A 22926-nucleotide genomic window follows, 5' to 3' on the forward strand; every position below is an offset into this window, starting at 1 on the left:
TTTTGAAACTACAAACTACCATACCATTAAAACCTTCAAAGAATCAGTTTGATTACGATTCAGAGATTCTCTTGGTTGGTAGTTGTTTTGTTGAAAATATAGCAGCAAAACTCGAATATTATAAGTTTAAAAATCAGGTAAATCCTTTTGGAATTTTATTTCATCCTGAAGCTATTGCCCGGTTTTTTGAGTATGTAGTTTCGGGTAAAATATTTACAGAAGTAGAGCTGTTAGAAGTTCAAGAACGTTTTGTGTGTCTGGATGCGCATTCAGATTTGAGTGGAGCTTCAGTTTCTGAGACTTTAAAGCTTTTAAATGCTGCTATCGCACAAGCTCGCATACAATTAGAAGCAGCTTCTCATGTTATTATAACCTTAGGTACAGCCTGGGGATATAGGCATAAAACTCAAGATAAAATAGTAGTCAATTGTCATAAGATTCCACAGCGAGAATTTGATAAAGAGTTGGCTACTGTAAGTGATATCGAAGATGCTTTACGTCGTACTTTAAATTCAATACAGAATCTAAATTCAAAGCTAAACGTCCTTTTTACGATTTCGCCTGTACGTCATATCAAAGATGGCTTTATAGAAAACCAGCGCAGTAAGGCACATTTATTAACAGCAGTACATTCGGTTATTGATAAAACAGAGCAAACCGAATATTTTCCTTCCTACGAGATTGTAATGGATGAACTCCGGGATTATCGCTTTTACAAGCGGGATTTAATACATCCTAATGAGTTGGCCGTAGCTTATATTTGGGAATGTTTTATTTCGGTTTATGTTTCCGAAGAGACTCACAAAACAATGCAACAGGTAGAAGAAATTCAGCGAGGTTTAGCGCACAAACCTTTCAATGCTAATTCTGAACAACATCAAAAATTCCTTAAAAAACTGGAGGTTAAAAAGAGTACTCTTCAGGCTCAATATCCTCAAATACGGTTTTAAATACGGCAAATGCCTTATGGATTACGGTTTTGATTTACAAGAAATTTGTTTTGTAAATCAAAAATAAAACCATGAAAACAAGTACAAAAATTAGTTCAACCTTAATTTTAAGTCTCACACTTTTAACCGCCTGTTCAAAAGATGATGATGGAGGCGATAGTGCAACTGCCAATGGCGAACTTACCGCAAGTGTTGACGGTAAAATTTATGAGTCTATGCCCGAGGCTACAATCGCTGAAGAAAATTCATCAACAGGTTTTGAAGTAATTACAATTTCAGGTGGTTCAGTAGATTCTGAAAATATACAAATAAGTATTATAGGTTTTGAAGGTGAGGGTGCCTATGATCTAAATGGCGTTAATATTGCTACCTATACTTTTCTAGGAGATAAAACTGATTTTATGAGTGCTCAGATTTTTTCAACTTCAAACGGTTCGGCTTCAAACGGCGAGATCAAAATTGCCGAATATAGAAAGGGTGAACGCGTTAAAGGCACTTTTAGCTTTACCGGTTACCTAACTAGCGACACCTCTCAAAAAGTAGTAGTTAGTAACGGAACATTTAATGTTTCCATACGAGATTAGCTTAAAAAATCTCAAGTGTTGAGGTTTTTACGTGAAGCCGGGAGTGGGTTTTAAAACCTTTCTTTTCGGCTTCTTTTTTGCCGAAAACCAACATTTTTATAAAAATAAATAGGGCAATTGCCGTATTGATTGATGCTTGGTTTTCAGTGACTTTTGGACTGTAAAAACTTTAAAACTTTATAGATTATGAAAACAAATTATTTTTATGTGTTAATGTTATTGCTGTTTTTTTTAGGTAGCTCTGCTCAGTCGCAAACCTTAACAGCAGTTAATGCAAAATTGGATCACTGGGGGCAAAAGCCTAATAAAAAAATGACTAAGAAGGCCTATATATCAGATTTTCAGGTTTTGGTAGAAGTTTACCGGGAAGATTTAGATTATAAAGAAAAGCGTGAGTTTAGAGGTAAGGGAAGAGGTGAAGCTACTGCAGAAGCCGCTTTGGGTCTTCAAGGTGTAGATGCTCAATTACTTCAGGAAGAAGTAGATAAACTTTATGCAGAATTTGTGGCAGACCTTAAAGCTAAAGGATATGAACTTGTAGATGTAGATAGGGCGGCAAAAACCGATTATTACAAAAATGCAGAACGTATGAATGGCCCTAATGTACGGGAGAGTGCTAACCCTGGCTATTTGGAGATATTACCAAGTGGGGCTAGTTTTATGGTCACTAAAAGAGAAGCTGAGGGCAAAGCCAATAATAAAGACGGATTTTTAAATAGATTTAAGGCAGTGGGGGCGGCAATTTCTGGGCCTAACCAACTATCAAAAGATCTTGATGATGCTCTGGTAATAGATGTGAAATTAGCTCTTAATTTTAGTGAGTCTGGCTCTAACTGGTTTAAAAGTCTATCTGGCGCAAACGCGCAGGTGAAAACTAATCTTATGATGGGGACACATACAGTACAGGCACCTAAGAAAAAAGGGTTAAGAATGAATGGTCGAGAAGAGGCATATACGATACCTACGTCGATTGAATTTTATCAGGGATCTGGATTGAAAAAAATTCAATCTAAAGGCTATCTAAAAAAACCAATTTACATCTCTGGTGTAATAGACGACACTAAATCTAGTGCTTTTGATAAAGGAGCTGTCACAACCTATACAAACATCGGAGATTTATACATCGTGAAGAATACCTACAGTACTATAAGTTCAAATGCAAAATTTGCAGAAACTGACGGGAAGAAAATGGCCGATGCTCTTTATAAAGCAGGCAGTGCATTTATAGATGAAGAGCTAAAAGAGTTTTTTGATTAAAAGATTTGAATGAAATCACTTTAAATTATTATTCATACTTAAAGCTGCTTTACCGGGCAGCTTTTTGTTTAATTGCAGCCTGATGTATTATTTGTTGATTTTGTTTTTTGTAAATCTTGCTATAGTTTTCAGCTCTTTAGTGTTTCTGTTTGTTGGAGTATGTTTTCAATTGATGAGCATTATAAGTAAGAAAAAAGCCAGAGCGCGTATGACTCTTTTAGAGCGCAGCATTCAGCTTAATCAAAGTCAGATAAAAAAAAGAGAAATCCATCTGAATAGGTATCACTTTTTGGAATATAACTTGAGTGAAGCCTTAATCATTCAGCTTGAAATCAATATTTACTAAAATTTTGAGGCTATATAAATCAACATCAACATATCGCCGTATTTGTCTATATTAGACTTTAAACCATAAGTATTCAGATTTTTATGAAACACCATTACTATTGGGCTTTTATTATTTTTCTTAGTATTCAAACAATTTCGGCACAGAAAATTCAAACAATAGATTCCCTAAATGCTATTCTGGTTCAGAACAGCTCTCTAAAAACAGATTCATTAATTATAATATTTGAAAACAACCTAAAAGATGCTCAAAAAATTGATTATAAAAAGGGTATTGGTGAAGCTTATAAAAATATAGCAACTATATATGGATATGAGGCCAATGGTGAAAAACGGGTTGAATATAATTTAAAAGCCATTCGTGTTTTTGAAGAAAACGACTTGAAACCACAGGCTGCAAACCTCTATGGGGAAATGGGGTATGGAATGAAACGCGATAATATGGAAAAAGCCCAATATTATATGAATAAGGGGCTGAAAATAGCTGAAGCGGGAAATTATAAAGAAGTTTTAGACCGAACGTATAATAATTATGGAGTGCTTAAAGAAATGCAAGGCCAGCTTGACAGTGCTCTTTATTTTTATAAAAAAGGACTTGCTATTGTAGAAAATCGCAATTATACTGAGGGTTTGCCTTATAGTTACAGCAATCTTGCCGGAGTATATAGTCAGCTGGGTAATTACAAGCTGTCGCGGGAATATTTTTATAAAGCTAAATCCATACGTGAGGAAATTAAGGATCGCAAAGGTATCGCAGAAAATTACACACAAATAGGAGAGGTGTATTTGACAGAAGGTAAACCTAAAACAGCTATTTCGTTTTTTAAAAAATCGTTACCCATAGCTCGTAATGAGGATTATAGGTTTCTAATGCAATATACATATCAACAAATTTCAGAAGCATTTAAAAGATTAAACCAGACCGACTCCGCTTTGTATTATTTTGAACGTTATTCAGTTTTTAAAGACAGTATCAACAGTCTTGAAACTTCAAAAAAGATAGCGGCACTTGAAGTAGAATATGATACAGAACAAAAAGAAAATCAAATTTTACAACAACGGGCTGAAATAATCGAAAAGGATCTACAAGTACGCCGAAAGAATTTATACATCTACGGCAGTTTAGGCTTTGCTTTTTTACTGGGACTTTTAGGGTATTTGGTTTACAGCCGTCAAAAATTGAAGAATGATCAATTAAAAAAAGAGAGTGAACTGCAGGTAGCTTTAGCAAAAATTGAAACGCAAAACCGTTTGGAAGAGCAGCGGCTACGTATTTCACAGGACTTACACGATAATATAGGTTCGCAACTTACTTTTATCATATCAAGCCTAGACAGCCTCAAATTTAAACTGCAAAATAAAGATCATAAGGTTACAGATAAGCTTACGGAAATTAGTCTTTTTACAGCCATGACTATAAACGAATTGCGCGATACCATATGGGCCATGAATAAAAACGTAATAACAGCAGAAGACTTGCAAACGCGTATTTCCAATTTCATTGGGCGGGCTCAAAATAGTAAAGACTCAATTCAATTCAATTTTGAGTATGAAAATGCCGGTATCCCAGAATTTGTATTTACTTCAGTAGAAGGTGTGACTATTTACCGCATTATTCAAGAGGCTGTAAACAACGCAGTAAAATATGCCGGAGCCAAAAAAATAGCAATATCCCTCTTAACTGGACAAAAAAGTAGTTTTAAAGTTGAAATCACAGATGATGGGAACGGGTTTGATCTCAATAATTATGATTCAGGTTTTGGTATTTCTAACATGAAAAAACGGGCTAATGACATTAACGCGCTTTTAGAAATAAAATCAACTCAAGACAGCGGGACAAGTATCTTTCTTCAATCAAAAGTTTAATAGCATACAATTCATAATCTGGAAATATCAATTACTTTTTTCGTCAAAAAAACGTATTTTGTAAATTTAAAAGTAATTTTTCATGGCTCTAAGTTCTGCGAGTATAGCAAACAATTCTAATAATGATTTTTATGCTGATCACGAAAAACTATATGTCGCTACAGACTGCATAGTTTTTGGTTTTGATGAAGGAGATTTAAAACTGCTGATTTTTAAAAGGAGGGTAGAGCCCGATTCTGGAATTTGGTCTTTGATAGGAAGTTTTGTACAGCTGGATGAAGATGTAAATGATGCCGCACGCAGGGTTCTTAAAGAGATAACCGGTCTTGACGAAATCTTTTTAGAGCAATCTAAAGCCTACGGTAAAACAGATCGTGATCCGGGCTACCGCTGTCTTTCTGTAGCGCATTATGCGTTAATACGTATTGATGATTATGATAAAGAATTAGTAGAAAGTCACGGGGCATATTGGTATACGTTAAAAGATTTACCAAAACTAGCTCTAGACCATGATCAGATGGTAGCAGATGCTTTAAGTAAATTAAGGCGTAAAGCCAGGCACCAGCCCATAGGTTTTGAGTTACTTCCAGAGAAATTTACCATACCCCAACTGCAGCAGCTTTATGAAGGTATATATCAGCGAGAATTAGATCCCCGTAATTTTAGAAAAAAAGTGTTATCACTTAAGGTTTTGGTAAAACTTGATGAGAAAGATAAATCAGGTTCTAAACGAGGAGCTTTTTTATATCGCTTTGATTTCGAAAAATATCAGGAGCTTTTAGAAAGTGGTTACAATTTCGAAATTTAAAAGAAAAATAGGGTATTTGCCCTGTAGTAAGCATAAGTAGCTTATGCTACTTTAGTGCGCTCAATTTCAGTACTGTTTTTGAAATTTAGTGATTTGGGAAAGAGCTTAGAGACTTTTCCGGATTTTTTAATCTACAAACTTTAAGTATGCTGGCAAAAATTGCAATTGCAGACGATAAACCATTTCTCGCTCGGGCATTGGCAGAAAAACTCTCTTTTTTTAAAGAATTCAGTTTGAAGTTTAGTGCAGTAAATGGTGCAGAGTTAATGACCTGCCTTGAAGAGGATTCAAATATCGACCTGATTTTGATGGATGTTGAAATGCCAGTTCTCAATGGTATTGAAGCAACGGCACTTGTAAAGCAAAAATTTCCGCAGATAAAAATCATTATGCTTACGGTATTTGATAATGATGAGCATATTTTTAATGCCATTAAAGCTGGTGCAGATGGTTATTTGCTAAAAGAAACCACTCCAGATGTTTTAGAGAAAGCAATTAAAGAAACCCTATCTGGTGGGGCAGCAATGAATCCATCAATCGCAATGCGAACACTTAAATTACTTCGCAATCCAGATTCTATGCGTAACTGGAAAGCGCGTGAAGAGATTTCTTTGTCCAAGCGCGAAATTGAAGTTTTAGAGCAGTTGAGTAAAGGGTTGAGCTACACCCGTATTGCAGAGAACCTTTTTCTCTCTCCCAGTACAATACGTAAACACATAGAAAATATATATAAGAAGCTTCAGGTACATAGTAAAATTGAAGCTATAGAGAAAGCGCGTCAAAATAATATTATATAATATGCTGTTAAGTTTAGCAGCTTATCGTTTCCTTTTCAGAATTAATAGATAAATTGAAGCAGATTCTATTATCAATTCATTTATGCGTAAAATCCTTATTGTAATTCTGATTTTTATTCTCGGGTATTTTACCTATAAATATTTTGAAGCAAAAAATGAAAGCCGCAATCAATTGCTTGAAGCGACTTCGCTTATTGAAAAAGAAATAAAAAATGTAGGAAAGCTGGTTGTTACTGAAGGTTCTTTTGCGCAGGTTTTTGCCTATAAAGATTCTAAGCAAATCTTCAATCTTGTAGCAGCTAATAAAAAGGCGCTTGTGGTGATCAATGCTAAAGTCACGATTTCTTACGATTTAAGAGCTTTGGAAACAGAAGTAGATGCCGAAGCTAAAACGATTACCATAACTAAAATCCCAAAGCCTGAAATCAACATCAATCCAGATATTGAATATTATGATGTGTCTCAGGATTACTTGAATCAGTTTGAAGCTTCAGATTACAATACAATCAAAAAACGCGTAATGCGTAGCATTAGAAAAAAGGTAGAGGCTTCAGAATTGCCGGCTAATGCGCAAAATAGACTAGTTGCAGAATTGTCAAATATTTATGTCGTGACCAATACATTGGGCTGGACATTAAAATACAACACCACGCCAATAGAAAACAGTCAAAGCTTACAGCGGATTTTAGACTAAAGCAATACCATCTTCTATAAGATGTTTGATTTTAGTATTTTTTAGTTTCAGGTCTTCCAAATGTTCTTTTATTTCATTTAAAAAGCCTTCCCTATTATCTTCTTTAGCTAACTCATAAAGCTCTACGGAAAGTAGCCAGTCGTTCTCGTGTTTTTTCTTTAAAATATCGAAAACAGCCTGCGGAGAAAATAGAGTGTCTTTACCTTCCCTGTAATTACGAACTGCCAGATATAACGATTCTAATTCTTGGCGCTTTGCATTTGTTGAAGCCTTTGCCGTAGTTGATGAAATTTGATGCTGCAATAAATTGAAAGATTTAAAATCAGCGGGCCCAGCAAATGCCGATGAGATTTTTTTGCCCACAGCTAAATGGTAGATGCCAAATTCGGGTCTAAATAGTAAACGATCGTTGTGCTTAACGGTACAGTTCTCAAAACTGATGAGAATAATTTTTCCTTTTAGATTTCGAGTGCCGGTAATTATTTTGCCACTTACGCTAATGCCACCTTCAAATTCTAGAGTTACAAGATTTCCTTCAGAAATTTTATAAGCTTGCAAATCTTTTGGACTCATATCTTCAATAGCGAGATTGATACCTTTAAGCTTGCCGAGTGCTGTGCCGTAACCGTCCTTGTGAATATTAGTACCGTGACCTACCAGTTCTTTTTCATGATGACTTAGAGCGCTTTTACCCGTAGTCTGTACATAAGAGACTTTGTCTTTATGCAAAATCATTTCAGAAAACACACCAGAAACCTGCAAGCCGGTGCTTAGTTCAATTGTGCCCAGATTCTTACTATCAATGAGTTTTTGTAAACCTTCCGGACCACCGGTTCTCAATGCCATGGTATTTGCAAATTCTTCTAAAACTTCGCTGAGATAGGCAAAATCTGGAGTTACATAAAGTTGAGGTTGAGGTTTAGTAATATCAAATTCCTGATGTGCCGCTTCAATAGAATAAGGGATTTTTTTTACTTTTTCAGTCATACACCATGCGCTTTCGCCTATTGATGAGAGTAAACCAGCACCATAGATCTTAGGCTTTTCAGGAGTTCCTATAAGTCCGTATTCTACCGTCCACCAGTGCAAATTGCGTATAAGCGCCATCTCGCTGGGAGTTCCCATATTATTCTGTAAATAAGCAACCAGCTCTTCAATCTCCTCGATTTCTTGTTGAGGTGTGTCTTCAGCTTCTTTTAAGATAGAAAGCTTTCTTACGGCTTCATATAACTCATAGTCTTTAGCAGATGAGATCGCTTTGCATCCTATTTCGCCAAAACGACGCAAGTATTCTGCATATTCAGGATTAGCAATAATTGGTGCGTGACCTGCACCTTCGTGAATAATATCTGGAGCGGGAGTATATTCTAAATGTTCGAGCTGTCTGATGTCTGAAGCGATAACCAAAACATTATAAGCTTGAAATTCCATAAAAGCGGCCGGAGGAATAAAGCCATCAACTGCTACTGCAGCCCAGCCAATTTCCTTCAGAATGCGATTCATTCCATACATATTGGGTATATGATCTATCGAAATTCCGGTTTGTTTCAGGCCATCTAAATACGACTTATGAGCAACCGTACTTAGATAGTTCACGTTCTTGCGCATCACATAACGCCAGACCGCTTGATTGACCGCTGTATACTCCTCATAATTTTGAGGTTTTATAAACTGCTTTAAATGCACGGGTAGCCGCTCAATAAGTGGATTAGTTTCTATATTTTTATCTAAAACAGGGCTCATAAAATCAATTATATTTCAACTAGAAAAATAAGAATCTGTTTATAATTATCGTAATTATATCTATAAATTTGAGAAATATTTAATAATAACTTCTGTTTGTTAAAAAATAATATGTCAAAGTCATTTGTAAAGCTTGATGTTGAAGGAGCGGTAGGTACGCTTACATTTTATACGCCAGAACATAATGCATTGCCTATAGCAATCTTAACCGATTTGGAACAACAAATAATAAAAGCAGATGCTCATGCTGATCTTAAAGTGCTTGTGATTAAAAGTGGTGGGGATAGAACGTTTTGTGCCGGTGCAAGTTTTAAAGAGCTTATTGCTATTGAGAATGAAACTCAAGGTAAAGGTTTTTTTATGGGTTTTGCTAAAGTGATTTTGGCAATGCGCGCAAGTAGGTTACTCACTATTGTGCGAGTGCAAGGTAAAGCTGTGGGAGGTGGAGTGGGTCTTGCTGCTGCTGCCGATTATTGTCTGGCTTCTCAATATGCAGCGATAAAACTGAGTGAGATAAGCATCGGTATAGGTCCGTTTGTGATTGGTCCGGCGGTAACTCGTAAAATTGGGGTTTCAGCATTTTCTCAAATGACTATAAATGCACAAGAGTTTTATTCAGCTGAATGGGCGAAAGAAAAAGGATTGTATGCCGAAGTTTTAAATTCAGCAGAAGACCTCGATGCAGCTGTTGATAAATTAGCTAATGAATTAGCAACGTATAATCCCGAAGCATTGATGGAATGTAAAAAGATGTTTTGGTCAGGCAGTGAAGGTTGGAAAGAACTTTTAGAAGATCGGGCAACGACAAGTGGTAAATTGGTCTTGTCAGAATTTACAAGAAATAAACTGAAATCATATGCATAAAAAAGCCCTCAAATTGAGAGCTTTTCTATTGTCTACCTTTAATTAGAAGCCATTTGCTTTGGTGGATATTCTTGCATAATCTCACCTACAATTTCGCTAATACGTTCTTGTTTGCGGTCAACATCGCGAGCTAAATAACCAGTACCTTGACCTTGCCAAACCAATTCTTTTTTAGAAGCATCAATAAGGTCTATATATAAAGTTCCTTCAGTAGTTCTGGATACAGTGTTTCCAAAACCGCCGCCCCACGGTCCCCATGGCCCCCAAGGACCCCAGGCTCCCCAGCCCCAACCGTAGTTGTTGTAAACATCAACGCGTTGTTGAGCAGTAGTGAAAATACTAACCAGCATAGAAGGGTCTTCAGATTTTACAAAACCTTTGGCGAGCATTTCGGTTTCAATCGCACGTAAAATTCGTTTTTTATCCAAATCAGAAATTTCGGCTTCATCTATACCAGGCTTAAAGAAAGCAAAGGTTTTATAGTTTGTAAAGTCTGCACTCTGATCGTAGTCAGAAGCAACACGTACTGAGCTGCACGCTGAGAAGAATGCAATAACAGCAATAAGGACTAAAGGTTTTAAATTTTTCATAAGGATATTATTTAGTGTTTTTGAATAAGCCGAGATTCTAATGAATTACTAAAATAGTCTCAACAATTATACCATAATCAGTGATTTAGTCTCTGTTTTTATCAAAACCGTACGGGCAATGCCTGCAGCCACTTTTGCAACAATATCCTCTTTTCAAATGATACTGTTCTGTGAAACACCTGTAGCCTTCTGGTGTTAAATAATAATCGCCGTCTTCTAACGGTATGGGTTTTTTAAAAGAACTCACTAAAATAAAGTTATAAAAACAATTGCTTCTCTTGCATTAAAGAATGTTTAAAATATAGGTTATGATTGTATATTTGATACAATTATAAGTTACTTATGGCGATTTATATATGCACGAAGCATTTGTTTACTAAATTTTCGGGTTGTGCGGTCTGGCCATTCATCTTTTTAAAGACTGAAACTCTAAAAAATGACAAGGTTTTTTTGAATCACGAAAAGATTCATCTTAGGCAACAACTAGAATTGCTGATTGTGCCTTTTTATAGTTGGTATGCACTAGAATTTTGTATTCATCTCATTCGCCTGAAATCAAAAGATAAAGCCTACCGAGCCATCAGTTTTGAACGGGAAGCTTATGCAAATGAAAACAACCTAAGCTATTTAAAGCAAAGGTCGTTTTGGGCTTTTTTAAGGTTTTAACTTAGAATTCATTTTTAAACTATTGTTAAATCACCCTATTGTGCACCAGAAACTCATTACAATCTGCGTATATTGAATTCTTCTGCCAAAATAACATTTGCATTATAAGTAGCTTATTTATGGTATTCTATTTTATTTGATAATAAGTATTTTAGGATTGAATCTGTTGTTTTGGCTATGGTGTATGCTAGTTGATTCTAAATCATTTATTAGTGTGTTTCTATCCACGAGTTTACTTTTGCATTACAGAAACGTAAAATGATAGATGTAAGTTTTTTTGAAAATGATTTTAACTTATTGCAAGTTCAAGAATTAGCGGGGTTTAGTAGAGGAGGTCGTACTATCGAATTAGCTGTAAAACGAGAGGAGCTTATTCATAATGTGGTTTCCGGGAATAAATTTAGAAAGCTTAAATACAATTTGATAGCGGCAAAAAATCAAAAGCAAGAAACCTTATTGACTTTTGGAGGAGCTTATTCCAATCATATTGCAGCAGTGGCTAAAGCTGGTGAATTGTGTGGTTTTAAAACATTAGGTGTTATTCGTGGCGAAGAGTTAGGTGAGAATTTATTACAAACCCTTCAGCAGAATGGAACTTTAAAGTTTGCTTATGAATGTGGAATGCACTTTCATTTTGTGACTCGGTCTGAATACCGCAATAAGCAGACGGCTTCTTTTCGCGAAAGCTTAAAAACTAAATTTGGTGATTTCTATGAAATTCCTGAAGGTGGCACAAATGATTTAGCTGTTAAAGGCTGCACCGAAATATTAAATTCAGATACCTCGAGTTACGATGTTATTGCTTGCGCTGTAGGAACGGGAGGAACGATTGCAGGAATTATAGAAGGTAGTCTTCCGCATCAAAAAATTATCGGTTTTCCTGCTTTAAAAGGTGATTTCCTTACTGATGAGATCAAAAAATATACTTCAAAAACCAACTGGCAGTTGATAAGTGATTATCATTTTGGAGGATATGCAAAGATGAATTCTGCACTAATTAGCTTTATAAACTCCTTTAAAGAAAAGCACGGTATTCAACTAGACCCAGTCTATACAGGTAAAATGATGTATGGTCTTACAGAACTAATTGAGAGTGGGTTTTTCTCTGAAAATACCCGTATTTTAGCGGTTCATACAGGAGGCTTGCAAGGAATTGCCGGTATGAATGAAAAACTGAAAAGAAAAGGTCAATCTCTTATTGTCTAAAAATTATGATTAAAAAAATAGGTGCTGTTCTGTTAATAAGTGCATTCCTGGTAGGGTGTGGCGGAAGTAAACGTGCGGCAAAGCGAAAGGTAAGTGTACGCTCATCGAGAGCTACAGAAACACCGCGCTCTGATAGAAGCACGCCTCCTGCAGAGACTTCAAGAGAGACTGAGAAAGCTTATGAGTATGCTCCCTTTGATAAAGTAGAAGATTATATTGAGCATTTTGTTCCGATAGCTAAAGAAGAGATGCGTCTGTATAAAATACCGGCGAGTATAACTATGGCACAGGCTGTTTTAGAAAGTGGAGCCGGTAATGGTAATTTGACAAAAAAGGCGAATAATCACTTTGGGATTAAATGTCATAATTGGACGGGAGCTGTAGTCTACCACGACGACGATGAAAAAGGAGAGTGTTTCAGAAAATACCGCGATCCTAAATATTCGTTTAGAGATCACTCGTTGTTTTTAACTGGTAGAAGCAGATATGCAGATCTTTTTGATCTGGATCCTGATGATTATAAAGGCTGGGCAAAAGGCTTGCGCAAAGCGGGCTATGCTACAGATAGAAAATATCCTGAAAAACTGATTTCAATCATAGAACGTTATGCGATGTATAATTATGATGCTGAAGTTTTAGGAAATAAAGTAAAAGAATACAAACCAGAACCTAAGGATAAGGTGGTTTTGCACACAGTAAAAAAGGGAGAAACACTTTATAGTATTTCTAGGATGTATAATCTTACTGTAGATGAATTGAAAAAGAATAATGGCTTACGTGACAATACGATAAGCATAGGGCAGCAGTTGAATGTGACCCCACAGTATAATGGATTTTAATGATGATTTATAAAAGAAGCAGTGCTTTATTTGCCGAAGCACAAAAAGTAATTCCCGGCGGAGTTAACTCACCGGTACGAGCGTTTAAAGCAGTAGGTGGAGATCCTATTTTTGTAAAAGAAGCTAAGGGAGCTTATTTATACGATGAAGATGGAAACCGACTGATTGATTATATCAACTCTTGGGGACCTATGATTTTGGGACATGCATATCAACCGGTTGTTGATGCGGTGGTCGAAAAAGCACAACAAGGAACTTCCTTTGGAATGCCTACTGAGATCGAAACGAAAATTGCAGAACTGGCGGTTAAAATGGTGCCGGGGATTGATAAAATTCGATTTGTAAATAGCGGAACGGAAGCGTGTATGAGCGCAGTGCGTCTCGCTCGTGGATTTACCCAAAGAGACAAAATCATAAAATTTGCGGGTTGCTATCATGGCCATTCTGATTCGTTTTTGATTCAGGCGGGTAGTGGTGCGGTAACTTTTGGTTCGCCTAATAGCCCGGGTGTAACTCAGGGGACTGCAAAAGATACGTTGCTTGCTGAATACAATAATTTAGAGCAGGTAAAAACACTATTTGAAGCAAATACAGATGAAATCGCAACGGTTATTTTAGAACCTGTCGCCGGGAATATGGGCTGTATTCCTCCTGCTGAAGGCTTCCTACAAGGATTACGCGAGTTGTGTGATGCCCACGGTGCATTACTCATTTTTGACGAAGTGATGACCGGTTTTAGATTGGCACCGGGAGGCGTCCAAGAGTTGATGGACGTTCGCGCAGATATCGTGACTTTTGGTAAAGTTATTGGCGGAGGCCTGCCTGTGGGAGCTTTTGCTGCTAGAAATGAAATTATGGATTATCTCGCTCCGGTAGGACCGGTTTATCAGGCGGGTACTTTAAGTGGAAATCCCCTTGCAATGGCTGCTGGTCTGGCAATGCTTACTACGCTTGATAACGATAAAAAAATCTTTAATCGACTTTCAGAAAAAACGGAATATCTGCATAAAGGAATTGCTGAAGCATTAAATAAGCATAATGTGGTGCATACCATCAACAGATTGGGCTCTATGATTTCTGTACATTTTGCAGCTGAACCGGTGACCGATTTTGCTTCGGCATCTAAGGGCGCTAATGAAACCTTTAAAAAGTTCTTTCACGGTTTATTGAATGAAGGGATTTATATTGCTCCAAGTGCTTATGAGACTTGGTTTATTACCGACGCGCTCTCCTACGAAGATCTTGATGCAACGATTGCTGCTGTTGCAAAGGTTGCTCCGGACTTGAAATAGAAGTGAGTATATTAAAAAACAGTAATCCCCGGTTAAAACCGGGGATTACTGTTTTCTATAAATATTCGTTGAACAAGCCAAAAAGGCTTTAAAAGAAAAATACTTTTAATCTTGAGGCAAGTCTCGGGAGTAGTTAATCTCGATTATCGAGTAAAACAGGTATTATTTACGACCTTCTCCTGAGTCTCTATGACGTTGAGGTCTGTCGCCTCTTTTACCATCGCGATTTGCCATACGGTTGTGACGTTTCATTTTTAGTTTACGCCATTGGTCAAACTGCTCTTCATTTAAGATTTTCTGCATTTTTTCCTGATGTGCGATTTGCTTATCTAGCATTGCAACGTACTTTTCTTTGCGATCTTTACGCATAGCTTCACGCTCTTCTTCAGAAGGTTTTTCTCCAGCACGCGCTTTCATTTTTGCAGCACGTTGTTCCCAGTTCACTTTGCGTTCTTTTGCAGCAACAAGCTCTAGGCCATAAATATCCTTTTGTTGTTTATCATCTAAAACTAAAGCAAGAGTCAAGCGTTTGGTTTGCATTTCGGCCATTTCTTCTGGAGTAGCATCCATCATTTTTTTAAAGCGCTGCCCACGATTTCCTTGTTGTGCTAAAGCCGTCACCGAAACGAATAAAGCAACAATTACAATTAAATTTTTCATATATTTTAATTTTTATGTTATATAGCTATGACTATGATAATGACAAAAGGTTTAAAAGATATTAATTTTTTTCTCTGGTATGAGTACTAAAGATTTTTACTCTCTGGAAGATATACGCAATTCAATTGAAGTTTTAATACCTATTGACAAAGCTAGAGAAATGACTTATATTAGTAGTACTTCTTTGCATCGATGGCTTTGCAGAAATTGACGCTATTGTTGATCGTCATTCTCGTTATCACTTAAGCTATTTCTGAACAACAATGAACTTTTTAAATCAGGCGATTACGACAAGCATGTTTAAGGTTTACCCGTAGTTCACTCGAGGTTCACCCGAGGTTCATCCGAGGTCTACCCGTGGCAAAGCTATAGATACTCCATATATACTTCAGGTCAAGTGCAGGTATTGACCTCAAAATAGCTAGTACCTGTTTCAACTTATAATAATAGTGCTTTCCTAAGATTGTGAAAGAAATTAAAATAGAGTACGATAACTTGTTTATTAAATTTGAGTCTCCCGGATGTACGTTTTTTGAGATGAAGGTATTGACAATAGTAGCCTGTTAAATCCTGTTCTCTTTTTTCCTTTAATACAAGGAGATTGTTGCTAAACGATATGCTAACGCTTAATTCAATATATAAAAATTAAAAGCCCGATTCTCAATTAGAATCGGGCTTTACTAAGTTTAAATATTGGGTCTTAATCGACTAAAGAAACGCGAAGGGCATCTCCGTCTTTTTCTACTTTAGCGAGTTTTTGCTTGGTAATACCTTTAATACCTTTATCCCATTTTTTATTACTCAAACCGCTTGCATTTTTAAGTGCGTCAAGAGTCATTTCTTTTTCTTTTTTAAGAATACTGAAAATGGTTTTTTCTTCTTCAGTCAACTCTACTCTTTTACGCTCCGGTTTCATTTGTGGGAAGAACAATACCTCTTGAATAGAAGGAGTGTTTGTTAAAAACATAATCAGACGATCCATCCCGATTCCTAATCCTGAAGTAGGAGGCATTCCGTATTCTAATGCTCTCAAGAAATCCTGATCTATAAATTCGGTTGCTTCGTCGTCACCTTTTTGAGATAACCTCAATTGTTCTTCAAAGCGTTCGCGCTGATCTATAGGATCATTCAATTCTGAATAGGCATTTGCGATCTCTTTCCCGCAAACCATGAGTTCAAAACGTTCAGTAAGTTCCGGGTTGTCACGGTGTTCCTTACACAACGGACTCATTTCTTTGGGATAGTCTGTAATAAACGTAGGCTGAATAAAATTACCTTCACATTTCTCGCCAAAGATCTCGTCAATGAGTTTTCCTTTACCCATTGTTTCATCAACGTCAAGCCCCATTTTCAGAGCAGCTTCGCGTAATTCGGTTTCAGATTTTCCGGTGATATCAAATCCTGTAAATTGTTTGATCGCATCGGTCATTGTTACCCTGTTGAAAGGCGCTTTAAAATTCACTTTTTGTTCTCCAAAAGTAGCTTCAGTAGTTCCATTTACAGCAGTGGCACAGTGCTCTAGCAATTTTTCGGTAAACTCCATCATCCAGTTGTAGTCTTTGTAGGCTACATAAATTTCCATTACAGTGAATTCAGGGTTATGGGTTCTGTCCATTCCTTCATTTCTAAAGTTTTTAGAGAACTCATAAACTCCGTCAAAACCACCTACGATCAATCTTTTAAGATATAATTCGTTTGCAATTCTCAAGTATAAAGGAATATCCAACGCATTGTGATGCGTGATAAAGGGTCGTGCAGCAGCACCACCGGGAATTGATTGTAAGATTGGAGTTTCAACCTCAAAATAGCCTTTATCGTTAAAAAAGTTACGCATCGCTGTAAAAAGTTTGGTGCGCTTTACAAAAACTTCTTTTACTTTGGGATTAACTACAAGATCTGCATACCGCTGACGGTAACGCATCTCCGGGTCGTTAAACTTGTCAAATTCGTTTCCTTCTTTATCAACTTTAGGCAATGGTAACGGGCGTAAGGCTTTGCTTAAAACCGTAAACTTTTTTACCATAACGGTTTTCTCACCTACCTGAGTGGTAAACAATTCACCTTCAATACCAATGAAGTCACCTATGTCTAAGAGCTTTTTGTAAACCTCGTTGTACTGCGTTTTATCTTCATCAAGGCAAATTTCATCACGGTTAAAATACACCTGAATACGGCCGGTAGCGTCCTGCAATTCTGCAAAAGAGGCTTTACCTTGTATTCTTCTAGACATCAATCTACCGGCGATGATTACACTTTTTCCTTCTTCAAACTCCTGTTTGACTTTAGCTGAAGTATGATTAACGGGATATAAATCTGCTGGATACGGATTTATATTCAATTTGCGTAAACCTGCCAGTTTCTCACGTCTGATAATTTCCTGTTCTGAAAGTTGCATATGCTGTCTTTAATCCACCGTGTGGAGTTACTTTTTATAAGGTTGCCCTTCAATTAAAATGTACCGCTAAAGAATTTGATTAGCGGCTTTTTATTTAGCCCGCAAATATAGCAACTCGCAAGCGAGAAATCAATAACTGTAACGAAAGCTTATAAATTATGACGTATAGATACATCAATCATCATAAATCAAATCAAAAAATGAGTTTTCTAAGAGCTATCATAGCTATTTTTTTACCTCCACTAGCCGTGCTTGATAAAGGTTGCGGCTCTGTTTTAATTGTAACATTACTCTGGTTCTGTGGCTGGATTCCAGGGATTATTGCTGCATTAATTATTGTAAACAAGCGCTAATTTTAATTTCTACACAAGTATTTTTGGTTTTAAATCTAAGGGACAGCCTAAAATGAATTGTATCTTTGCGGTATGAATAAGAAGATTGTTTTAGAAGATCTGGGAAATCGCGATTACAAAGAAGTCTGGGACTATCAGGAAGCGCTTTTTAAAACGGTACTTGATCTGAAAATTAAGAACAGGAGAGAGCAAACCAACCTAGCTACACCTAATCATTTTCTATTTGTAGAGCATCCGCACGTTTATACGTTAGGTAAAAGTGGCGATATAAGCAATCTTTTAATTTCTGAAGAGCAGCTTAAAGCTAAAGAGGCCACATTTTATAAAATAAATAGAGGTGGTGACATCACGTATCACGGCCCAGGACAAGTTGTGGGGTATCCCATTCTGGACCTTGAAAATTTCTTTACAGACATTCATAAATACCTGCGGTTTCTTGAAGAAACTATTATTCTAACTATGGCAGAATACGGTCTAAAAGCTGAACGCTCGCCTGGTGAGACTGGTGTATGGCTTGATGTGGGTACTCCGTTTGCACGTAAGATTTGTGCAATGGGTGTGCGTGCCAGCAGATGGGTTACTATGCACGGTTTTGCCTTTAATGTAAATGCAAATCTGGGTTATTTTGATAATATTGTTCCCTGCGGAATTAAAGAAAAGGCGGTTACTTCTTTAAATGTTGAGTTAGGCAAAGCCGAAGTTGACGAGGAAGAACTAAAACAAAAACTTCTGAAACATTTCAGTGCATTGTTTGAAGCCGAATTCATTCAGTAATTATTCTCTTTCAACTTTTGAATCATTCTGAATACTCCCGGTTTTTAAATCTGTAAGCAGGTTTACACTGGTTACTTTTCCCCAAGCATTATAATCAATTTGTTTAACGAGGCCAATTTGAGGTGCAAACCATTGTTTCACTTTTCCGGTGTTTTTGTTTTTTGGTTTCATGCTAGAATCTGCTTCTACTACAAAACACTCAAATGTTCCTGCGGGCGTATTGATTGTCTCTTGAGATTTAACCACCCTGTCGGTTAAAAAATAGCTCAGTTTATGGGTAATAGGAGCGACTAAGATTTCTACAGAAAAACTGATGTCATCTAACTTTTGACCCATTTCAGGATTAGCAGGAATGCTGATGCTGCTTTCAGAGGCATTAAATTCCATATTACTGTATTCTTCAAAAATAAATGCAGGGATTACATTTTTATGATTAATACGTATTACCGAAGAATTACACTCCATCTCATAATAGGTTTGCTTGGTGTCAGAAATACTGTCTTCTTCCGGAAATATCGCTTTTAAAATTAATCGGGTCCCGTCTTGTGTTGCAAATACAGAAGAGACTTCGTACTCAGTTATTGCGATTAGATTGTTTGCTGTTCCATACGAAGTAAACACTATTGAAGTGGATTTATTCAAACTTTTAAAACCGGAACATAAATTCTGGCTATAAATAATAGTGCAGGTACATAAGGTTAAAAGATAAAAAGAGGCCAGAGCTTTCATAATTGCTGTTTTTAATGCTTACTAATTCGATTAGAAAGGGGAAACAGCTTGATGAAGTGTATATGTAATCACACTTCATAGAGGAGCCATTTAATAAGTTAAAAATAACTTATTGTTTTAAATAATCGGTCGTGCAGGTGTAAGTTTAACAGTTTGATTTTTAATGAATTAAAACCTAGTTTATTTGATAGATTATAACGCTATCTGACTCACCTTGTGTGGAGAAGCCTAAGTCTTTAGATCCTTTTAAAGAACCAAAATCAATTTCTGAAGCTCCATAAACCGGGAAATTAGGAAGCAAATTACCCTTAGCATCATAAACAAACACTCTTTTTTCCTGCAGATCAGTAACGCAGATGTAATATTTATTTGCAGCTTGTACAATTTTTAATCCGGTATAGATGCCTAGTTCAATCTCTTGACTTTTTTTGTTGATGGTCAACTTATTTTCAACTAATGAAGCTTCAGTTTTGTTAAGTTTAGAAAATTGAAAATCAGCCCCCAGTTTAGTTTTTTGTCGGGTAGTTTTTCCGCTTTGCGAAATAGTTACTGGTGTCCCATCTGCTTCTAGAACTAAAAAGCTATTTGAATCTTCAAAAACAGGGCTTTTAGAAAATTTAAATTGATCCTTTAAAGGAATTCGGGTTTCACCACGTCTATTTAACAGTTCAAGCTTGCCGGAGTTTAATTGAATTAAAATGTAGTCTTTATTACCAAGTCTAATGTGTTGTGGCTTTTGAAGGATTTCAGCAGGTGCTTTGTTGTATAAAAACCCATCTACTGTTTTTGCTTCACGATCGTACATGATGATTTTATCATTTTGAACGATTAGAAAACGATAATCACGGCTTCCGTCATAGTCGAAGACAGCGAGAGGTTGCGTTATTTTGTCGGTATACTCAATGTCAAAAGGTTTTACAATATCGCCGTCGCTGGCTATAATATAAAAATGAGAAGGCGTCGTGAAGGCATACTGTAACCTTCCATTTTTATAAAGATCTACTTGCTCAACTTTTCCGAGAATCGGTCCGTCTAACTCTTTTTTCCATTCAATTTTACCACTGCTATTTATGCGATATAAGATGTTTGAAATATCTTGAACCAAAATATCTTGACCCTTTGTTCTATAATTTTTGAGCATTTGAGGAGGAGAAAGTAAATCAGTATCAAGCTTAACGCTGGCAACCTGAACAATTTGGGTTGACTTCTGCTTTTGAGCAATTTTATGAACAGCTGCATTTAAATAGGTGAAATCATCAGCCTGTATAAGCTGCATAAAACTCTCAGGATAATTTTTAAAATTGATGTCTTTTAAAGTTTTAATGTGTTTTTTATCAACTTTAGCACTTAAATAGTCTGCTAAAGATTTCGTGTTTCCGTAGAAAGAAAGTGTACTTTCATCGCTCATTTTACCTGAAAATGCACTAAACGAAGCTGTATTTACTAAAACGGCTTCGTTCTGATAATTCGCTATAAGGTCTTTTATTTGTGTTGGGTTTTTAGCAAAAACAAAATAAGAATCTACGGCACTATAAAAATGAACGCTTGGAGGATCTAGCAATTCACCAAAAGCTTTTTGTAAAAAAGTTGAGTCTGAAACCGCGTATATGGGTGTGCCTCTAAACTTCTCTTTTTCGGTGGAAATAGATGCTAAACTGATTTTTGAAGCCTCGACATCAGAGCTTGTAGAGACAATGAGTTGCTCATTTTCTTTATAAATAACACCGGTTTCTGTAGTTGACTGAAAATATTCAGTAAATGGAATTTTAAACGCTTTAGGAGCTGCATTTTGGTAAACAGCGAGATTTGTACGGTACGTCTCCCAATCAGAATAGTTAAAACTTATAAATCCTCGGCTTGTAGATGGCGTGATACCAGCAATCTTGGCTTGTCCCGGATTCAGGTTTTTTAGTAAATCTAATGCTTGCTTGCCTTCATTTAAAGTCATAGCAACTCCATTTAGCTGCAACGACTCGACTTGCTCAAGATCTATATCCACCGCAAGCCACTCAAAAGGAGTTGCGTTAGAACTGAATTTGAATTTTGGTAGTATAGTTCTAAAAAGTTTTTTAAATCTAGAACCTTTCAAATACAGGTTAGCGCGTTGTGCGTTACTGGTCTTGATCATTTTCTCTAAAGAAGCATCTATAGGATCGCGACCCGTGTTATTTTGAAGGATAGCATTTTCTAAAATTAATTTAGATGTACTGGCTATAAAAATGGAATTATACTCCAGATAATGAAGTGGAGTTTCATTAATGGTAATGGTATTTATTGAAACACCTTCATAGTCGTATGTGGAAACCGCGTTTATAAATACAGAAAATACAGAATCTTTAGAGACAAGGTTTGGGTTAGATTCTGTGATTAAAGCCAGATCGTAGTCGTTATCTCCCAAAGCAACGAATGATAAATAAGTCTCATCAACCGGTTTAAAGTTTTTAAAAAGGGCGCTGTATTTAATTAATGTCTGACTGAAATTGGTTTCAGAAAGAAGATTGGCAGGATCATTCGCTTTTAAGCTTTCGCTGAAGTCTTCCCAGTATGGTATTCTAATGATTGCTGCAGACTTTTGAGGGATAAGGTGCAATAAGCTGGTACCTGTAGTGGGTGCTTTTTCACATTTAATAAGAACAGTTAGTAAACAAAAAAGTAATGCTAGTTTCCTCATTTAAGTTGCAGTTTTAAGTTGGACAAAGATAGGAACTCTAGGTAAGGCTTTGCTGTTGAAAAACTCTTAAATATCCAGACTTAATTGATCTGGTAGTTGTTTGAAACTTTTACGATGATGTGGGGTTAAACCATGCGCTCTAATAGCTTCTCTATGCTCTTTAGTAGGGTAGCCTTTATTTTTTTTCCAATTGTAATAAGGGAATTTCATATGCAAAGCCGTCATGTAGCGATCACGTTCTGTTTTTGCTAATATAGAAGCAGCAGCTATAGGAAGAAATTTACTGTCACCCTTAATGATACATTCGTGCGAAATATTTGTAATTGGTTTAAACCTGTTACCGTCTACAAGAATGTGCTCAGGTATTGTTTTTAATTTTTCAATTGCTAGGTGCATCGCTTTTATTGAGGCATTAAGAATATTGAGTTCGTCAATTTCTTTAGGAAAAACGTGTGCAATTGCGTAGGCCACAGCTTGTTGTTCAATAAGCGGTCTAAGAGATTCTCTGGATTTATGGGTTAAAAGTTTAGAGTCTGTAAGTATTAAATTTTTAAAATCTTTCGGTAAAATTACAGCCGCAGCAGTTACAGGACCGGCAAGGCAACCTCTACCGGCTTCATCTGTACCGCATTCAATAAGATTGTATTTGGATTGGAGTTTTAGGGTCATTAAGTATAATGTCTTTTAATTGAAATATCAGAATAAAATAAAATAATAAGTTATTTTGCTCTAATTCAGACTGTTCGATGATTTAACATACCTCTTAAAATATTGTTAATAAATTATTGAATTGATTGTCTTTTCAATAAAATCACAAGCAAAATTAGAGTGTGTATTGCATAT

Annotated in this window: 22 protein-coding genes; 14 read left to right on the forward strand and 8 right to left on the reverse strand. The window is 36.3% G+C overall.

Going from position 1 to position 22926, the window contains the following annotated elements:
* The first annotated feature begins 2 nt into the window (after nt 1–2).
* The 8 genes from BUB91_RS16025 to BUB91_RS16060 all read left to right on the forward strand — a co-directional run bounded on the left by BUB91_RS16025 (nt 3) and on the right by BUB91_RS16060 (nt 7301).
* Nucleotides 3–950 (forward strand): GSCFA domain-containing protein, encoded by a 948-nt coding sequence (locus BUB91_RS16025; protein WP_073100285.1) that lies wholly within the window; start codon nt 3–5, stop codon nt 948–950.
* 71 nt (nt 951–1021) lie between these two features.
* Nucleotides 1022–1534, forward strand: a complete 513-nt coding sequence (locus BUB91_RS16030; protein WP_073100286.1) for a DUF6252 domain-containing protein — start codon at nt 1022–1024, stop codon at nt 1532–1534.
* Between the two features lie 186 nt (nt 1535–1720).
* Nucleotides 1721–2791: a hypothetical protein gene (locus tag BUB91_RS16035; RefSeq protein ID WP_073100287.1), complete on the forward strand. Its 1071-nt coding sequence runs from the start codon at nt 1721–1723 to the stop codon at nt 2789–2791.
* 172 nt (nt 2792–2963) lie between these two features.
* Nucleotides 2964–3137, forward strand: coding sequence for a hypothetical protein (locus tag BUB91_RS21070; protein WP_164917871.1), 174 nt, complete (start codon nt 2964–2966; stop codon nt 3135–3137).
* Nucleotides 3138–3220: 83 nt separating this feature from the next.
* Complete coding sequence (locus tag BUB91_RS16045; RefSeq protein ID WP_073100289.1) at nt 3221–5002, forward strand: tetratricopeptide repeat-containing sensor histidine kinase; 1782 nt, start codon at nt 3221–3223, stop codon at nt 5000–5002.
* Nucleotides 5003–5084: 82 nt separating this feature from the next.
* Nucleotides 5085–5810: an NUDIX hydrolase gene (locus BUB91_RS16050; protein ID WP_073100290.1), complete on the forward strand. Its 726-nt coding sequence runs from the start codon at nt 5085–5087 to the stop codon at nt 5808–5810.
* Between the two features lie 146 nt (nt 5811–5956).
* On the forward strand, nt 5957–6607 hold the full coding sequence (locus tag BUB91_RS16055; RefSeq protein ID WP_073100291.1) for a response regulator: 651 nt from the start codon (nt 5957–5959) through the stop codon (nt 6605–6607).
* An 82-nt stretch (nt 6608–6689) separates the two neighbouring features.
* On the forward strand, nt 6690–7301 hold the full coding sequence (locus tag BUB91_RS16060) for a DUF4230 domain-containing protein (RefSeq protein WP_073100292.1): 612 nt from the start codon (nt 6690–6692) through the stop codon (nt 7299–7301).
* Here BUB91_RS16060 and BUB91_RS16065 read toward each other — a convergent pair.
* Nucleotides 7293–9044 (reverse strand): aromatic amino acid hydroxylase, encoded by a 1752-nt coding sequence (locus BUB91_RS16065; protein ID WP_073100293.1) that lies wholly within the window; start codon nt 9042–9044, stop codon nt 7293–7295. The genes BUB91_RS16060 and BUB91_RS16065 overlap by 9 nt on opposite strands.
* Nucleotides 9045–9155: 111 nt before the next feature.
* Here BUB91_RS16065 and BUB91_RS16070 point away from each other — a divergent pair, with 111 nt between their 5' ends.
* Nucleotides 9156–9908, forward strand: a complete 753-nt coding sequence (locus BUB91_RS16070; RefSeq protein WP_073100294.1) for an enoyl-CoA hydratase/isomerase family protein — start codon at nt 9156–9158, stop codon at nt 9906–9908.
* Nucleotides 9909–9946: 38 nt separating this feature from the next.
* Here BUB91_RS16070 and BUB91_RS16075 read toward each other — a convergent pair whose 3' ends face one another.
* On the reverse strand, nt 9947–10498 hold the full coding sequence (locus tag BUB91_RS16075; protein ID WP_073100295.1) for a DUF4136 domain-containing protein: 552 nt from the start codon (nt 10496–10498) through the stop codon (nt 9947–9949).
* A gap of 85 nt (nt 10499–10583) precedes the next feature.
* A complete protein-coding gene (locus tag BUB91_RS21075; RefSeq protein ID WP_164917870.1) occupies nt 10584–10745 on the reverse strand; it encodes a C1orf53 family protein in 162 nt (53 codons plus the stop codon).
* Between the two features lie 677 nt (nt 10746–11422).
* On the opposite strand from BUB91_RS21075, the gene BUB91_RS16085 reads away from it, so the two are divergent.
* From BUB91_RS16085 to hemL, 3 genes are read left to right on the forward strand one after another with little or no spacing between them, the layout of a single operon-like run.
* Nucleotides 11423–12370, forward strand: a complete 948-nt coding sequence (locus tag BUB91_RS16085; protein ID WP_083557988.1) for a 1-aminocyclopropane-1-carboxylate deaminase/D-cysteine desulfhydrase — start codon at nt 11423–11425, stop codon at nt 12368–12370.
* 5 nt (nt 12371–12375) lie between these two features.
* Nucleotides 12376–13209 carry a glucosaminidase domain-containing protein gene (locus BUB91_RS16090; protein ID WP_073100297.1) on the forward strand — a complete coding sequence of 278 codons (834 nt, stop codon included), beginning with the start codon at nt 12376–12378 and terminating at the stop codon, nt 13207–13209.
* Nucleotides 13210–13211: 2 nt separating this feature from the next.
* Nucleotides 13212–14501: a glutamate-1-semialdehyde 2,1-aminomutase gene (gene hemL / locus BUB91_RS16095; RefSeq protein ID WP_073100320.1), complete on the forward strand. Its 1290-nt coding sequence runs from the start codon at nt 13212–13214 to the stop codon at nt 14499–14501.
* A 162-nt stretch (nt 14502–14663) separates the two neighbouring features.
* On the opposite strand, the gene BUB91_RS16100 is transcribed toward hemL, so the two are convergent.
* Nucleotides 14664–15161 carry a hypothetical protein gene (locus BUB91_RS16100; protein ID WP_073100298.1) on the reverse strand — a complete coding sequence of 166 codons (498 nt, stop codon included), beginning with the start codon at nt 15159–15161 and terminating at the stop codon, nt 14664–14666.
* A 700-nt stretch (nt 15162–15861) separates the two neighbouring features.
* Entirely contained in the window at nt 15862–17556 is a 1695-nt protein-coding gene (gene lysS / locus BUB91_RS16105; RefSeq protein WP_073100299.1) for a lysine--tRNA ligase, read from the reverse strand.
* A 200-nt stretch (nt 17557–17756) separates the two neighbouring features.
* On the opposite strand from lysS, the gene BUB91_RS16110 reads away from it, so the two are divergent.
* Entirely contained in the window at nt 17757–17909 is a 153-nt protein-coding gene (locus BUB91_RS16110) for a YqaE/Pmp3 family membrane protein (protein ID WP_073100300.1), read from the forward strand.
* 72 nt (nt 17910–17981) lie between these two features.
* A complete protein-coding gene (gene lipB / locus BUB91_RS16115; RefSeq protein ID WP_073100301.1) occupies nt 17982–18683 on the forward strand; it encodes a lipoyl(octanoyl) transferase LipB in 702 nt (233 codons plus the stop codon).
* Here the strand turns inward: lipB and BUB91_RS16120 are convergent, their stop codons facing one another.
* From BUB91_RS16120 to BUB91_RS16130, 3 genes are all read right to left on the reverse strand, one after another.
* Complete coding sequence (locus BUB91_RS16120; RefSeq protein WP_128759375.1) at nt 18684–19325, reverse strand: TapB family protein; 642 nt, start codon at nt 19323–19325, stop codon at nt 18684–18686.
* 262 nt (nt 19326–19587) lie between these two features.
* Complete coding sequence (locus BUB91_RS16125; protein ID WP_073100303.1) at nt 19588–22083, reverse strand: hypothetical protein; 2496 nt, start codon at nt 22081–22083, stop codon at nt 19588–19590.
* Nucleotides 22084–22149: 66 nt separating this feature from the next.
* Nucleotides 22150–22752, reverse strand: coding sequence for a ribonuclease HII (locus tag BUB91_RS16130; protein WP_073100304.1), 603 nt, complete (start codon nt 22750–22752; stop codon nt 22150–22152).
* Between the last annotated feature and the right edge of the window lie 174 nt (nt 22753–22926).

The organism is Leeuwenhoekiella marinoflava DSM 3653, from assembly GCF_900129005.1.
Classification (GTDB): Bacteria; Bacteroidota; Bacteroidia; order Flavobacteriales; family Flavobacteriaceae; genus Leeuwenhoekiella; species Leeuwenhoekiella marinoflava.

Excerpts from the sequence above, each read along its gene's own strand:
- BUB91_RS16030 (WP_073100286.1), top strand. The coding sequence starts at position 1,022 with ATGAAAACAAGTACAAAAATTAGTTCAACCTTAATTTTAAGTCTCACA.
- BUB91_RS16035 (WP_073100287.1), top strand. The coding sequence starts at position 1,721 with ATGAAAACAAATTATTTTTATGTGTTAATGTTATTGCTGTTTTTTTTA.
- BUB91_RS21070 (WP_164917871.1), top strand. The coding sequence starts at position 2,964 with ATGAGCATTATAAGTAAGAAAAAAGCCAGAGCGCGTATGACTCTTTTA.
- BUB91_RS16045 (WP_073100289.1), top strand. The coding sequence starts at position 3,221 with ATGAAACACCATTACTATTGGGCTTTTATTATTTTTCTTAGTATTCAA.
- BUB91_RS16050 (WP_073100290.1), top strand. The coding sequence starts at position 5,085 with ATGGCTCTAAGTTCTGCGAGTATAGCAAACAATTCTAATAATGATTTT.
- BUB91_RS16055 (WP_073100291.1), top strand. The coding sequence starts at position 5,957 with ATGCTGGCAAAAATTGCAATTGCAGACGATAAACCATTTCTCGCTCGG.
- BUB91_RS16060 (WP_073100292.1), top strand. The coding sequence starts at position 6,690 with ATGCGTAAAATCCTTATTGTAATTCTGATTTTTATTCTCGGGTATTTT.
- BUB91_RS16065 (WP_073100293.1), bottom strand. The coding sequence starts at position 9,044 with ATGAGCCCTGTTTTAGATAAAAATATAGAAACTAATCCACTTATTGAG.
- BUB91_RS16070 (WP_073100294.1), top strand. The coding sequence starts at position 9,156 with ATGTCAAAGTCATTTGTAAAGCTTGATGTTGAAGGAGCGGTAGGTACG.
- BUB91_RS16075 (WP_073100295.1), bottom strand. The coding sequence starts at position 10,498 with ATGAAAAATTTAAAACCTTTAGTCCTTATTGCTGTTATTGCATTCTTC.
- BUB91_RS16085 (WP_083557988.1), top strand. The coding sequence starts at position 11,423 with ATGATAGATGTAAGTTTTTTTGAAAATGATTTTAACTTATTGCAAGTT.
- BUB91_RS16090 (WP_073100297.1), top strand. The coding sequence starts at position 12,376 with ATGATTAAAAAAATAGGTGCTGTTCTGTTAATAAGTGCATTCCTGGTA.
- hemL (WP_073100320.1), top strand. The coding sequence starts at position 13,212 with ATGATTTATAAAAGAAGCAGTGCTTTATTTGCCGAAGCACAAAAAGTA.
- BUB91_RS16100 (WP_073100298.1), bottom strand. The coding sequence starts at position 15,161 with ATGAAAAATTTAATTGTAATTGTTGCTTTATTCGTTTCGGTGACGGCT.
- lysS (WP_073100299.1), bottom strand. The coding sequence starts at position 17,556 with ATGCAACTTTCAGAACAGGAAATTATCAGACGTGAGAAACTGGCAGGT.
- BUB91_RS16110 (WP_073100300.1), top strand. The coding sequence starts at position 17,757 with ATGAGTTTTCTAAGAGCTATCATAGCTATTTTTTTACCTCCACTAGCC.
- lipB (WP_073100301.1), top strand. The coding sequence starts at position 17,982 with ATGAATAAGAAGATTGTTTTAGAAGATCTGGGAAATCGCGATTACAAA.
- BUB91_RS16125 (WP_073100303.1), bottom strand. The coding sequence starts at position 22,083 with ATGAGGAAACTAGCATTACTTTTTTGTTTACTAACTGTTCTTATTAAA.
- BUB91_RS16130 (WP_073100304.1), bottom strand. The coding sequence starts at position 22,752 with ATGACCCTAAAACTCCAATCCAAATACAATCTTATTGAATGCGGTACA.